A 13,914-nucleotide genomic window follows, 5' to 3' on the forward strand; every position below is an offset into this window, starting at 1 on the left:
TGTGGCTTATATTTTGGTATGAGTTGGACGGTTCTTGAACATCCGGATTTTTCCAAAGAGCAAAAATTGCTCGATCCGGATGTCGCAGACAAGCTGGATGAAGTGCTCATCGCCCTTGCGAAGGTAGGACCGCACTTGGGGCGGCCGCTGGTCGATACGCTTTATGGTTCGAAACACCCGAACATGAAGGAAATCCGCTTCACGGTCAAAGGCGTATGGCGCTTTGCTTTTGCCTTCGATGCCGAACGGCAGGCAGTGATTTTGGTCGGCGGCAACAAGGAAGGTGTGAGCCAGAAGAGATTTTACAAGCTCCTCGTCAAGGAAGCGGACAAGCGTTTTGATGAGTGGCTGGAAGCCGAGGAATGAGACGATGACAAAATTGAGGAAATCGGAATTTCAGTCCGCAGCGGATCGGATCAAGTCCCTGCCGGAGGCACGTCAGGATAAAATTCACGCCGGGGCGAACGCCATCATCGAAGCCATGCACCTTGCCGAAGTCCGCAAGGCGCTCGATGTGACGCAGGTTGCGCTCGCGGAAGCAACCGGCCTGCAACAGGGCGAAATCTCCCGGATCGAAAATCATACGGAAAATGTGCAGTTGAAGACGCTCGAGAAATACGTGCTGGGTCTTGGGGGCACCTTCAAGATTGTGGCTGATTTTCCCGACGGCACCCATGCGGAAATTCCGCTGCGTTCGGGCAAGCCGGTCAAATCACGCATCAAGATGGAAACGCATTGATCCGATAGAGCGTTCTAAACCCGCCATTCCTCCCGCACCGGGCCGATGGTCCGGGTGGGGATGCGCACGGACACGATCGTGCCGACGCCCTCGGTCGAGCGGATTTTCAGCGCGCCGCCATGCAGCTCGGTCAGCGAGCGGGAAATGGCAAGCCCGAGGCCCGAACCCGTATGGGTCTTGGTGAACTGGTTTTCCACCTGTTCGAACGGCTGGCCGATCTTCTTCAGCGCCGATTTCGGAATACCGCAGCCCGTATCCTCGATGGTGAACACCAGTGCCCCCGACACCTTGCGCGCCCGCACCGAGATGCGTCCGCCCGTATCGGTGAATTTCACCGCGTTCGACAGAAGGTTGATCAGGATCTGCTTGATCGCCCGCCGGTCGGCATTGAGCGTGACGCTGTCGGCGATTTTTGTTTCTACCTTCACGTCCTTGTTCAGCGCCTGCAGCGAGACGACGCGCACCGTCTCGTTGATCAGCGGGCAAAGGTCGATCTCTTCACGGTCCAGCGAGAAGTGACCGGCCTCGATCTTCGACATGTCGAGAATGTCATTGATCACGTTGAGCAGGTAATTGCCGCTGGTGTGGATATCCTGCACATATTCCTCGTAGCGGTCGGAACCGAGCGGCCCGAACGTGCCGGAATGCATGATCTCCGAGAAGCCGATGATGGCGTTGAGCGGCGTGCGCAATTCGTGCGACATGTTGGCGAGGAATTCGGATTTCGCCCGGTTGGCCGCCTCGGCGCGTTCCTTCTCCACCGCATATTTGCTGTTGAGTTCGGTGAGTTCGAGCGTGCGCTCGACTTCGGATTTGCGCGCAAGGCTAAGGTCGTGAATGGTCGCCATCAGGCGGCGCTCGCTGTCGACCAGCCGCTCCTCGTGCACCTTCAACTGGGTAATGTCCGTGCCCACCGACACCAGACCGCCATCCTGCGTGCGCCGTTCATTGACCTGCAGCCAGCGGCCGTCGGCCAGCTGCCGTTCGAAGGTCAGCGCGCCGGCACGGCCATGTTCATTGGCCATGCGCTTTTCGAACGCAACGGCGCGGATGCGCGGCTCCAGTTCATCCCTGCCGATGCCGGGAAGCAGGCATTCATTGGCGAGGCCGGAATATTCGTTGAACTTGCTGTTGGACATGACGAGGCGATTGTCCGCATCCCAGAGAACGAAGGTTTCGGAAATGCTCTCGATGGCTTCGCGGATGCGCTGGTCGGCCTGTGCGGTCTGCTGGGCAAAGCGGTGCTGTTCGCTGACATCGACGGCGACGCCGACAAGATGCGTGTCGCCGACGGTGGCATCGGCAACCTGCGCGCGTACCCGCATCCAGACCCAGTGGCCCTCGGCGTGGCGCATGCGGAAGACCCGGTCGATCTGGCTGATCTCGCCCGCTGCCACCTGGGCGGCCAGACCGTACAGCTTGTCGTCGTCCTCGTGGATGATGGATGAAATATCCCCCAGCGACAGGATCGCGTCATAGGCTTCATAGCCGAGCATTTCATACATGGACCGCGACCAGTAGACCCGGCCACGCGCCATGTCCCAATCCCACAGGCCGCAGCGTCCGCGTGCCAGCGCCGTATCCACCCGCGCCTGGGTGTGCTGGTAGAGCGCATCAGCATCCTGCGCCCGGGCCGACTGGCTGAAATAAGCATAGAGGACCACCAGCATGATCGCGGCGGTTCCGGCGAACAGGGTGACATTGACGGATATCATCCGCCGCCATTCGGCAAAGATCGCATCGACCGGGTGCATGACGAAGACGGAATAACCGCCGCTGCCGGTCCGGCTGAACGCGGCAAGGGCCGTCGTGCCGTTCATGCGCACTTCCATCACCCCGGCACGCTCGCCGAACAGGAACAGCGGCTGGCCGTCGGTGACAAAACTTTCCAGATTCTTGTCACGCCAGCGGTCGCCGCCATCCGACGAGGCGACGATCTTCGATTCCCCCGAGGCAATGGCGATCCACATGCCGTGCGGGATGAGGTCGTTGGAACGCATCTCGGCGATGATGTTCTGCAACTCGCCGCTGTCGAGTTTCTGGCCGGCCTTCATCCGGTTGTCGATGATGCTCGCCATGTGGTTCGCGGCCAGCGCCAGCGTGGCGCGGGCCGTCCGCTCCGTATCGTCGCGCCAGGACAGAAGCGACATCGCGCGGGCCGTTGCGAGGATGATGAGGAAAATAATGATCAGCGGCGGAATGGCACGGCGCAGGTAAGGCTCGGCAGCCAGCAGCTTGCCGTAGGCGGGGTCAGCGAGAAGTTTGATATGACCGGAAAGACGGGTGCGCCCCCGCGCAGTCTCCCGCTTTCCGGCATAATCCTTCCCCGTCGGCGCGCGATACGCGTCCGCATTTGCCATCGAATGGCCCCCTCAATTGCCTGTATAATCAGTGATTTGCTTCGCCACGCCGCACATCCGAAGCACTTGTAGTGAATCAAAACTGATTCGGTGTGTCCAGTCCTTTTGTTAAATATTTAGCAATCATTGTGGCAGCCATGAATCAGTTTTGCAGCCGATTCGACTAAGCCTTTGAAAAGACTCCACGTCCGGAAAAGGCCGGCGAGGGGTAAAACTATGCCCCGGCCGGTGGATAACCGGCCGGGGCAGCAAAACGGGAAAGAGACAGCCGAATCTTCAGGCAAAACCGGTGCGAAGCAGGCTCAGGCAAGCGTCCTTTGAACGATGTCGCTGACGTCGGCGGAGAGGTCCTTGACCACGGCGATGGAGGCCAGGGCCTCGCGCGCATGCTCGCGCCGCACCGCTTCGAACGAGCGCCAGGAACGCATGGCTGTCAGGAGCCGCGCCGCAAGCTGCGGGTTCTTCTTGTCGACGGTCAGGATGGTCTCGGCGAAGAACCTGTAACCCTCGCCATCGGCACGGTTGAACCCGGTCTGGTTGCCGCTGGAGAAGGCGCCGATCAGGCCGCGTGTCCGGTTGGGGTTGTCGAGCGAGAACAGCTTGTGAGTCATCAGATAGCGCACCCGGGCCAGGGCGCCTTCGCCCGGCTGGGTCGCCTGGACGATGAACCATTTGTCCATGACGAGGGCATCATTGCCGAAGCGATCCTCGAACGCCTTGAGCGCATTCTTCGTCTGGGTGCTGTCGCCGAAGCGCTGGACGAGCACCGCCAGTGCCGCGACGCGGTCCGTCATGTTGTCCGCATGGCTGAACTGGGCCGCCGCGCGTTTCGGGCTGCCGTCGGCAGCGCTGAGATAATCGAGCAGCACATTGCGCAAGGCACGCCGTCCGGCGCTTGTCGCATCGGGCTTGAACGGGCCGCTGTGGTCGAGATCGTCATACAGCTGATCGAATTTGGCGGCATGCGCTTCGGCGACGGCAAGAATGAACGCCTCGCGGCTGCCCAGAATGGCGTCGGGGTCGATATTGCTGCCGAGTTCCCGGGCGATATCGCTTTCCGACGGCAGGCCAAGGCACAGCGCCCGGAAGGCCTCGTCCAGATTGCTGTTGAAGGCGATTTCGCCGAGAAGCTTGATCGACGAGCTTTCAATGGTGGCGGATTTGCCGCCGCGCACGCGCTTGGCGTTGCTGGTCAGTTTCGCCGTCAGCAGCTGCGTCAGTGCCTGCCAGCGGTTGACGGCGTCGCCGTCGTGGCGGGCAAGGAACGTCAGATCAGAGCGGGTGAGTTCGCTGGTCATGGTGACCGGAGCGGAGAAACCGCGCAAGAGGGAGGGCACCGGCCGTTCGGTGATGCCGGAAAAGCTCAGCCGTTCCTTGCGCTTGAACAGGTGGATGACATCGCCCTTGACCGTTCCGCCCTTGACGGATTTCGGCCTCAGCTCGCGCCCTTTGGCGCCCAGCAGGGCAAACTGCACGGGAATGTGCATGGGCTTCTTCGACGATTGTCCGGGGGTGGCCTTCAGCGACTGTTCGATCTCGATTTCGAAGGTCTGCGTCGCCTGATCGTAATCATAGGTGATGGCAAGGTTGGGCGTGCCGGCCTGGTCGTACCAGAGGGCAAACTGGCTCAAATCCTCGCCGGAGGCCTCCTCGAACACCTTGATGAAGTCCTCGATTGTCGCCGCATCGCCGTCATGGCGCTCGAAATACAGATCCATCCCCTTGCGGAAGAGCTCGGCACCAAGAATGGTGCGGATCATGCGCACGACTTCCGAGCCCTTTTCATAGACGGTTGCCGTGTAGAAATTGTTGATCTCGCGGAACTGGCGCGGGCGCACGGGATGGGCGAGGGGGCCGGCATCTTCCGGGAACTGGTGGGCCTTGAGACCCTTGACCTCGGCGATGCGCTTGACGGCGCGCGAGCGCATGTCGGCGGAAAACTCGTGATCGCGGAAAACCGTCAGGCCTTCCTTCAGGCACAGCTGGAACCAGTCGCGGCAGGTGATGCGGTTGCCCGTCCAGTTGTGGAAATATTCGTGGGCGATCACCGCTTCGATGCCGGCATAATCGATATCGGTCGCGGTCTCGTGGTCGGCAAGCACATATTTGTCGTTGAAGACGTTGAGCCCCTTGTTCTCCATCGCGCCCATGTTGAAGTCGGAGACAGCAACGACGTTGAAGACGTCGAGATCATATTCGCGGCCGAAAACATCCTCGTCCCACTTCATCGAACGCTTCAGCGCATCCATGGCATAGAGCGCGCGCGGCTCCTTGCCGTGCTCGACATAGATGCCGAGATCGACGGGACGGCCAGAAGCGGTGGTGAAACTGTCGGTGATGACACCGAGATCGCCGGCCACGAGTGCAAAGAGGTAGGCGGGCTTGGGGTGCGGATCGTGCCAGACGGCAAAATGTCTTCCATCGGCCAGAGCACCCTTGTCGCCCGGATTGCCGTTGGCCAGAAGCAGCGGCGCTTCCTTGGCATCGGCTTCAACGCGCACCGTATAGACCGACAGGAGATCAGGGCGATCGTAGAAATAGGTGATGCGGCGGAAGCCTTCGGCTTCGCACTGGGTGCAGTAGACGCCGCTGGACCGGTAGAGGCCGGTCAACTGGCGGTTGGTGGTCGGATTGACTTCCGTGGTGATCTGCAGCTTGAACGTGCCGCTCTCGGGCAGGGCGCTGATTTCAAGGCGATCGGGCGTTGCGACATAGGCATTGTCGCCCAATGCGACACCGTCGATGCTGATGTCGATGAGTTTCAGTTCGTCGCCGTCAAGGACAAGCGGTGCATTGGCAGCAACGCCCGGCCGGCGTTCGATATGCAGTGTCGACTTGACGATGGTGCGCTCGGGATGGAGCGAGAATTCAAGGTGGGTTTCAGGAATAAGAAAATCGGTTGGCTTGTAATCTTCAAGATGAAAGATCTGGCCGGTATCGGTACGCATTGGGAAACTGTCCTTTTTGTGGTGCCGGACCGTAGCCGTGTTTGCCCCGGCATACAACAAAGCAGCCGGTTTTTTCCGCGTATGCTGTTGCTTTTGTTCACTTCCGTATGTGCTTGAAACATGCAACGTGATCGCATTGGTATCTGGAAGGATTCGTCAAAGTAACCTATACAGATATATCAATTCTGTTTCTCTCCGTTCGCTCCCTCAAGGAATACCAGTCGTGACAACTATCGTTCACCAGAAAGACGGTGGACCGCCCCTCACGGATAAGGTGCGCAGCACCAATGTCATGCTCGGAATTGGCCTCAAGGTCGCTTCGGTCTGCGTCTTCGTCTGCATGTCCAGCCTGCTGAAGGCGTCGGACGGCATCCCTGCGGGACAGCTGGTGTTTTTCCGCTCCTTCTTCGCCATCTTTCCGGTTGTTGTGTTCATCGCGTGGCAGGGCCAGCTGAACGTCGCGTTCAAGACCAATGAACCCTTCAGCCACTTTTGGCGCGGTTTTGTCGGCGTCAGCGCCATGAGCGCCAGTTTCTACGGCCTTACCAAGCTGCCTTTGCCGGAAGCGATTGCCCTCAGCTATGCCACGCCCCTGCTGACCGTATTGTGCAGCGCGGTGTTCCTGCGCGAGACCGTGCGGCTTTACCGCTGGAGCGCTGTGTTTGTCGGGCTCATCGGCGTGCTGATCATTCTCTGGCCGCGCATGACGTTCTTCACCGGTCAAAGCGAATTCGGCGGCGAAGAGGCAATCGGTGCGCTGGCCACCCTTTGCGGGGCGGGGCTTGCGGCCATCGCCATGCTCCTGGTGCGGCGGCTGGTCCAGACCGAGCGCACCCCGACCATCGTCGTCTACTTCTCGATTGCGTCGAGCGTCATCGCGCTGGTCAGCCTGCCTTTCGGCTGGGTCTGGCCCACGCCGATGCAGGCGACACTCCTGGTCATGGCCGGCATTGCCGGCGGCGTGGCGCAAATCCTTCTGACCGAGAGCTACCGGCATGCCGACATGTCGACCATCGCGCCGTTTGAATATACGTCGATGCTGCTCGGCCTAGTCATCGGCTACATGCTGTTCGGCGATATTCCGTCCAGCGAAATGATGACGGGTGCGGTCATCGTCATCAGCGCCGGCATCTTCATCATCTATCGCGAGCGCCAGCTCGGGCTTGCCCGGGCGAGGGCGCGCAAGGCCTCGACGCCACAGGGCTGACCCTAGTCGTCCTTGGCCGCGCTGATGGCTGGATTGAGCTGCAGCGTTTCCGGTGTCTGCGGCCTGTCCGGCGCACGGTAGACGAAGTCCGGCCGCTCCGACGGCACCTGCCGGGCCCGGCGCAGGCTGCGCCAGAAGGCGTAGGAACCGTAGGCTGCATAGCAGCCCGCCATGGTCATGAAGAAACCGGCGGGGCCGGTGACGTCCATCAGCCGCCCGGCAATCTGCGGGCCTATCATGCTGCCGATGCCGTAGACGATCAGCAGCCCGCTCGAGACTTTGACGAACTCGCTCGGCTCGGCAAAATCATTGGCATGGGCGACATTGAGCGAATAGATCGGAAACAACACCGTGCCGAAGGCGAACATCAGGGAATAGATGACCCAGGGGGTAACAGGCTGTACGATGATCATCGTCACGGACAACAGGACGCCGACAATACCGGCCACCACCATCACATAGCGCCGGTCGACAAAGTCGGAGATGCGCCCGATGGGATACTGGAAGATGGCGCCGCCGATCATGGCGCTGGCAATCATCGTGGCGATGTCGAAGGTGGAAAGGCCGATTTCGCGGCCATAGATCGCCGAGAGGAAATTCCACGCGCCCGCTATGATACCGGCAATCAGCGAGCCGATCATCGCCGCCGGCGATTTGCGGTAGAGGCCGGGCAGGTCGAGCGAAACCTCGGTCAGCGGCCGCGGCGACTGGGCGTTGGAAAGCCCGGTTGGCACGAGGGCTGCTGCATAGATCAGCGCGCCGATCATGAACAGCGCCTGTGTCGCCGGATTGCCGAATGGCAGGATGTATTGCCCGACCAGCAGGCCGATCATCGACACGATCATGTAGATTGAAAACACCATGCCGCGTGAGGCGTTGGTCACGCGCTCGTTCAGCCAGCTTTCAATCACCATGTAGCTGCCGGCCAGCGAGAAACCGGCAAGCGCCCGGAACAGGGTCCAGGCCCACGGGTCGATGATGAGCCCGTGCAGCAGCATCGACATGCTGAGCAGGGTCAGGAGAACGGCAAAGACACGGACATGACCGACGCGGCGCACAAGGCGTGGGACAACGATGCAGCCGCCGGTGAAGGCGAGGGCATAGCCCGTGCCAAGCCAGCCGACCGTGGTCGGCGACCAGCCTTCTATTCCGGCGCGCAAGGGCAGCAGAATGCCTGCCAAACCGCCGGCGGTCAGCATCAGGAAGGTGCTGGTCAACAGTGCCGCAATCGGCAAGAGTTGGCGAAACATATGGGGACCCTGCGTTTCTGCACCGGAAAGTACAGGTTTCACCGGGCTTCAGAGCCGGAAATTACGACACTGTCATTCCAGTTTTGCGCCATGGCATATGAATTATTGCGTGAGGGCGCGCAACTGTATTTTGGCGGCAATGAAATCACGCCAGGCAAAGCGCTTCTGGGCTGAATTGCGCAGGAGATAGGCCGGATGCAGCGTCGGCATGACCGGGATGTCGATCCCCGCCGCCGTGCGGTGGGTTTTCCAGTTGCCGCGCAGCCGCAAAATGCCTTCCGGTGCGTGCGTCAACGCCTTGGCGGCGGGGCCGCCGAGGGCAATCAGCAGTTTGGGGCCGGCAAGTTCGATCTGCCGTTCGAAGAAGGGGCGGCAGATCTCGGTCTCCAGCGGCGTCGGCGTGCGGTTGCCCGGCGGGCGCCACGGAATGGTGTTGGCGATGTAGACGCCGGTGCGGTCAAGGCCGATGGCACTGAGCATCCGGTCGAGCAACTGCCCGGAACGGCCGATGAACGGCACGCCTTCCAGATCCTCTTCGCGTCCCGGTGCCTCGCCGACGAACATGATGGGGGCGTGCGGATTGCCGTCGGCAAAGACCAGGTTCTTGGCAGTGAATTTCAGATTGCAGCCATCGAAGGATGCAAGCTGCTCGCGCAACTGTTCAAGTGTGGTGGCGCTCGACGCGAGCTGCCGCGCCAGTGCAATCTTGGTGTCGTCGGGGACGGAGGTCTTGTTCAATGCCGGCGCTGCCACCGGTTGCGGCTCCGGCCGTGGCCGCTCGGCCTGCGGCGCTGCCGGGCGCGTTGCTGCGGGCGGCTGAACAGGCTTGCGTGCGGGCTCCACTGCGGCAAAGCGGTCGACCGGCACGTCCTCGAGCGGCGTGTCGGCACCGGCTTCGGCATAAAAGTGCAAGAGTTCACGCAGGTCGGGCAATGGCTGATCCTTGAACCCGGATTGGAGCGGGTCTCTCCTTCAAGTCGCAAATTGCGCGCGTGATTGCAAGGTCAGGTGGAGGGAATGCGCGGCTCCTGCACCAGATAAAAGATGCGCTTGGGCGTAAAGTCGCCAATCGGAAAATCCATGATCGCGTTTGCCTTTGGATCAACCTTGCCGTCTTGAAAGGTCAGGCGGTCATAGGGTTCGGGATTGTCTTCATAGGCGGCAAAGAGATTGGAATGGATCATTCCTGTCTTGTCGCACGGCTGGCAGAAGGACAGCCCGTCACTATAGTCGCTCGGTTCCCCAAGCACCGACTGCAGTTCGAAGAAAAACTCCTGCCACGGGCGGCCGCTGCCATTGATGGCCCGGATCTGCAGATGGAACAGCAGGCCAAAACCCTGGGGCACGAATCCTGGCTTCCCCACGCCGGCGTTGCGAATGACGAGCGTGACCGGAACGATATCATTCAGCTCTTCGGTGATGACGATCGGATCTTCGGTTGTGCCGGTCCCGCTGACCGAGCGGATACTGAACCCGCCCATTTCATCGGAAAAACTATAGGGCCCAACGGTCCATTTCTTCTGCTCCTGCGCCGCAGAATGGGTAAAAATCATGGTGACAGCCAGAACGCTGCCCATTGTCCAGATCATCCAGAGTGATCTCATCCCGTCCCCGCTTGTTGGTTATCCCCGATCCACCAGCAGTTTTTTATGCGAGACATGTCAATGGAGGCGAGTATGAACGAAATGCGCAAAGGCGCAACTGGGTTGACCTGCCTGCGGATGGCATGGTGCGTGGTGCGTGGTTCGACACGCTCACCATGAGGAAGGTGGTTTGATTGCAGGGCGCATCTGCGATGTTGCAGAATGTGGCTCCCTACAACTCTCACTCTCCCTCATGGTGAGCGTGTCGAACCACGCACAATGGCCCTGCAATCTCGCCTGAGAAAGACCGGCAAACGCCCTTGATGTCACAGCCGTTATCCTGTTCCCCGCACATTGGAAATTCCGCCGCACACGGGCTAAAATATTGACGTTTACGTTAAGGTAAATTATAAATTGTGGAAATGGTCGTAGGATGAGGGCAATTGGCCGCATCTTGAATGGATGCTAGCCTCTGTCATACGGCTATTGTTGCGTTACAAATGGGAAAAACACAGGCGAAGTGTTTGCGGGGCATAGCATTCAGGAGGACTTCATGAGCGAGACAAACGAACTTCCAGAGCGGGAGAGCATGGAGTTTGATGTCGTGATTGTCGGCGGTGGCCCATCGGGCCTGTCAGCGGCGATCAGGCTCAAGCAGATCAATCCTGAACTGTCGGTCGTCGTGCTGGAAAAGGGCGGCGAGGTCGGTGCCCATATTCTTTCCGGCGCGGTGGTCGATCCCATCGGCGTCGACAAGCTCTTGCCCGGCTGGCGGGACGAGGAGGGACACCCCTTCAAGACACCCGTGACAGCGGATCACTTTCTGGTTCTGGGGCCGGCAGGCTCCGTCCGCCTGCCGAATTTCGCCATGCCGCCGCTGATGAACAATCACGGCAATTTCATCGTTTCGCTGGGCAATGTCTGCCGCTGGCTCGGCACGAAGGCGGAAGAGCTCGGCGTCGAGATTTATCCCGGATTTGCCGGTTCCGAAGTTCTCTATGACGATAGTGGTGCGGTCATTGGTGTGGCCACCGGCGACATGGGCATCGAAAAGGACGGTTCGCACGGTCCGGCCTATACGCGCGGCATGGCGCTGCTCGGCAAATATACACTCATTGCCGAAGGCGCGCGGGGCTCGCTCGCCAAACAGCTCATCGGCAAGTTCAAGCTCGATGAAGGCAAGGAACCGGCCAAGTTCGGTATCGGCCTGAAAGAGCTCTGGCAGATCGATCCGGCCAAGCACAAGCTGGGCCTGGTGCAGCATTCCTTCGGCTGGCCGCTCGACCTGAAGACGGGCGGCGGTTCGTTCCTCTATCACCTCGAGGACAATACGGTGGCCGTCGGCTTCGTCATGCACCTCAACTACAAGAATCCCTATCTGTCGCCGTTCGAGGAATTCCAGCGCTTCAAGACGCATCCCGCCATTCGCGGCACATTCGAGGGCGGCAAGCGTCTCGGCTATGGTGCGCGCGCCATTACCGAAGGCGGCTGGCAGTCGGTGCCGAAACTGTCCTTCCCCGGTGGCGTGCTGATCGGTTGCTCCGCCGGTTTCGTCAACGTGCCGCGCATCAAGGGATCGCACAATGCCATGCTCTCGGGCATGCTGGCGGCGGAACATGCGGCTGCGGCACTGGCTGCGGGACGGGCCAATGACGAACTCATCTCCTACGAAAACGCCTGGCGCACCAGCGAGATCGGCAAGGACCTGAAGCGGGTGCGCAACGTCAAGCCGATGTGGTCGAAACTCGGCACCGTCGGCGGCGTGGTGCTTGGCGGCATCGACATGTGGCTGAACACGATTTTCGGCGGCTGGTCGCCCTTCGGCACATGGAAGCACGGCAAGTCCGACGCGGCATCGCTGGAACCGGCGGCCAAGCACAAGCCGATCGCCTATCCCAAGCCCGATGGCGTCTTGACCTTCGACCGCCTGTCCTCGGTGTTCCTGTCGAACACCAACCACGAGGAAAACGAACCGGTCCACCTCATCGTCAAGGATGCGGCGCTGCAGAAATCCTCGGAACACGATGTCTTTGCGGGGCCATCGACACGCTATTGCCCGGCGGGCGTTTATGAATGGGTCGAGGAAAGCACCGGCCCGAAATTCGTGATCAACGCCCAGAACTGCGTTCACTGCAAGACCTGCGATATCAAGGACCCGAACCAGAACATCAACTGGGTGCCGCCGCAGGGCGGCGAGGGGCCGGTCTATACCAGCATGTGATGAAAAGCCCGGTTGATCCGGGCCTTTTTCCGATTGAAATGCGGGTAAAAGCTCGCGTCTTTTGTCGATAAACCGACCTGTACCGGAGTTTGCCCGTGATCACCTGCTATCTCAAATATGTCATCGATCCCTACAAGCTTGCCGAATTCGAGGACTATGGCCGCCGCTGGATAGCGCTCGTCACTCGCCTGGGCGGAAACCATCACGGCTATTTCTTGCCGAGCGAAGGGGCAAGCAACATCGCCTATGCGATGTTCAGCTTTCCCAGTCTTGCTGACTATGAAACATACCGGCAGCGCATGGCAAAAGACCCCGAATGCCAGGCGGTGTTTGAAATGGAAAAACACAATCGCAGCATCGTCAGCTACGAGCGCAGTTTCCTGAGGCCGGTATTCGAATAATCACTGCGTCAGCATCACGGTCTGCAGATCCGGACCGTCATCGGCTGCCGCATCGATTGCAAACCGCAGGAGCAGCGGCAGGTGATCCGAGCCGACGGGCCCGAGCGTTTCGACGCTTGCGGCCGAGATGCGGCTTGATACGAGGATATGATCAAGCGGCAGGCCGATCCATCTGGCCGCTTTTGCCAGCGTGCCGTTGATCAGCCAGCTCGGGCGCAATCCATCCACCGGCATGGTTTTGCTTGCCGCCGCGATCTGGCGAACGGTTTGACTCCATGGCGCCGCATTGAAATCGCCGGCAACAATCATCGGTCCCTGCAGCCGTTCGAAATAGGCACGCATTTCCTCGACATTATCAGGTTGCGCAAACGGCCAGGGCCAGTCCAGGTGCAGGGCGGCAACCAGTGCGGTGCGGCCGCCGAAATCAATCCGGGCGAGGCCGGCAAGGGCGTTGCCGATGCATTGCGGCGTCGTGCCCAGCGCAAAGGGGCGGCGGGAGAGGATCGCCACGCCGCCGATGCGTTTGCTGCTGGGGCAGTAGAGATTGTAGGGATACCGCGCTTCGATCGCCGCCAGCTTCGCCCGCCAGCTGTCTGAAACCTCCTGCAGGGTGATGACATCGGGGCTCTGCTGCGCAACCAGACGGATGACCTCCGTCTGGTCGGCATTGTCAAAGCGAAGGTTCAACTGCAGCAGCGTGTATTGCGGCTGGCCGGATGGCGTGGCGGCTTGCGGCGTCCCGGCTGATGCGGGCGCGGGAGCAGGGGCCAGCACGGTCGACAGGGCCATGACCGCCAGAATGATGGTCATCAGGCTTTCCCGCCACAACCCCATGAAAAGGGCTGGCAGTGCCGTGAGGATCATGAGCGCGGCGAGGTGGATGCGGAAGTGCGCGAATGCATCGAAAACCGGATGCACGGAACCGAAAAATCCGAGCACCAGCGGTACCGACAGCAGGACCGGTACAAGCACCGCCGCGAGCTTCACCCAGGATGATTTTGTCGTTGTTGTCATGGTCACGCATTAAACGGTCAATTGCGACGCAATCAAGATGCGGAATGTCAGATCGCTTTCTCCGCTCATTCAGCGATGCGCCATCGCCGCAACCCTTACATGCACGCCGTCTTCAATATTCAACTCTGCATGCGTTGCTGTTTTCGCGGGATTTGCAAAGGTGCCCATCACTCAGGCGTTTGAGAGCGAAG

11 protein-coding genes are annotated in these 13,914 nt (G+C 60.2%); 5 read left to right on the forward strand and 6 right to left on the reverse strand.

Annotated elements, in window-relative coordinates; genetic code table 11:
* Positions 1-18: 18 nt before the first annotated feature.
* A complete protein-coding gene (locus tag AC1Q5O_RS02150) occupies positions 19-366 on the forward strand; it encodes a type II toxin-antitoxin system RelE/ParE family toxin (protein ID WP_492561759.1) in 348 nt (115 codons plus the stop codon).
* A gap of 4 nt (positions 367-370) precedes the next feature.
* Positions 371-739 carry a helix-turn-helix domain-containing protein gene (locus AC1Q5O_RS02155; protein ID WP_492561760.1) on the forward strand — a complete coding sequence of 123 codons (369 nt, stop codon included), beginning with the start codon at positions 371-373 and terminating at the stop codon, positions 737-739.
* Positions 740-753: 14 nt separating this feature from the next.
* Here the strand turns inward: AC1Q5O_RS02155 and AC1Q5O_RS02160 are convergent, their stop codons facing one another.
* Positions 754-3,099, reverse strand: a complete 2,346-nt coding sequence (locus AC1Q5O_RS02160; RefSeq protein WP_492561761.1) for a PAS domain-containing sensor histidine kinase — start codon at positions 3,097-3,099, stop codon at positions 754-756.
* A gap of 302 nt (positions 3,100-3,401) precedes the next feature.
* On the reverse strand, positions 3,402-6,047 hold the full coding sequence (gene pepN, locus AC1Q5O_RS02165) for an aminopeptidase N (RefSeq protein ID WP_492561762.1): 2,646 nt from the start codon (positions 6,045-6,047) through the stop codon (positions 3,402-3,404).
* A 292-nt stretch (positions 6,048-6,339) separates the two neighbouring features.
* Between pepN and AC1Q5O_RS02170 the strand changes: the two genes are divergently transcribed.
* Positions 6,340-7,254 (forward strand): DMT family transporter, encoded by a 915-nt coding sequence (locus AC1Q5O_RS02170; RefSeq protein WP_464663223.1) that lies wholly within the window; start codon positions 6,340-6,342, stop codon positions 7,252-7,254.
* A gap of 2 nt (positions 7,255-7,256) precedes the next feature.
* Here AC1Q5O_RS02170 and AC1Q5O_RS02175 read toward each other — a convergent pair whose 3' ends face one another.
* The 3 genes from AC1Q5O_RS02175 to AC1Q5O_RS02185 all read right to left on the reverse strand — a co-directional run bounded on the left by AC1Q5O_RS02175 (position 7,257) and on the right by AC1Q5O_RS02185 (position 10,108).
* Complete coding sequence (locus AC1Q5O_RS02175; RefSeq protein WP_472461485.1) at positions 7,257-8,504, reverse strand: MFS transporter; 1,248 nt, start codon at positions 8,502-8,504, stop codon at positions 7,257-7,259.
* A gap of 102 nt (positions 8,505-8,606) precedes the next feature.
* On the reverse strand, positions 8,607-9,437 hold the full coding sequence (locus AC1Q5O_RS02180) for a uracil-DNA glycosylase (RefSeq protein WP_492561763.1): 831 nt from the start codon (positions 9,435-9,437) through the stop codon (positions 8,607-8,609).
* Positions 9,438-9,508: 71 nt separating this feature from the next.
* On the reverse strand, positions 9,509-10,108 hold the full coding sequence (locus AC1Q5O_RS02185; protein ID WP_492561764.1) for a hypothetical protein: 600 nt from the start codon (positions 10,106-10,108) through the stop codon (positions 9,509-9,511).
* A 532-nt stretch (positions 10,109-10,640) separates the two neighbouring features.
* Between AC1Q5O_RS02185 and AC1Q5O_RS02190 the strand changes: the two genes are divergently transcribed.
* Positions 10,641-12,308 (forward strand): electron transfer flavoprotein-ubiquinone oxidoreductase, encoded by a 1,668-nt coding sequence (locus tag AC1Q5O_RS02190; RefSeq protein WP_492561765.1) that lies wholly within the window; start codon positions 10,641-10,643, stop codon positions 12,306-12,308.
* A 95-nt stretch (positions 12,309-12,403) separates the two neighbouring features.
* Positions 12,404-12,709 carry an NIPSNAP family protein gene (locus AC1Q5O_RS02195; RefSeq protein WP_223611358.1) on the forward strand — a complete coding sequence of 102 codons (306 nt, stop codon included), beginning with the start codon at positions 12,404-12,406 and terminating at the stop codon, positions 12,707-12,709.
* Here AC1Q5O_RS02195 and AC1Q5O_RS02200 read toward each other — a convergent pair whose 3' ends face one another.
* On the reverse strand, positions 12,710-13,723 hold the full coding sequence (locus AC1Q5O_RS02200; RefSeq protein WP_492561766.1) for an endonuclease/exonuclease/phosphatase family protein: 1,014 nt from the start codon (positions 13,721-13,723) through the stop codon (positions 12,710-12,712).
* Positions 13,724-13,914: the final 191 nt, after the last annotated feature.

The sequence above is a fragment of the Phyllobacterium sp. MT110 genome, assembly GCF_058792715.1.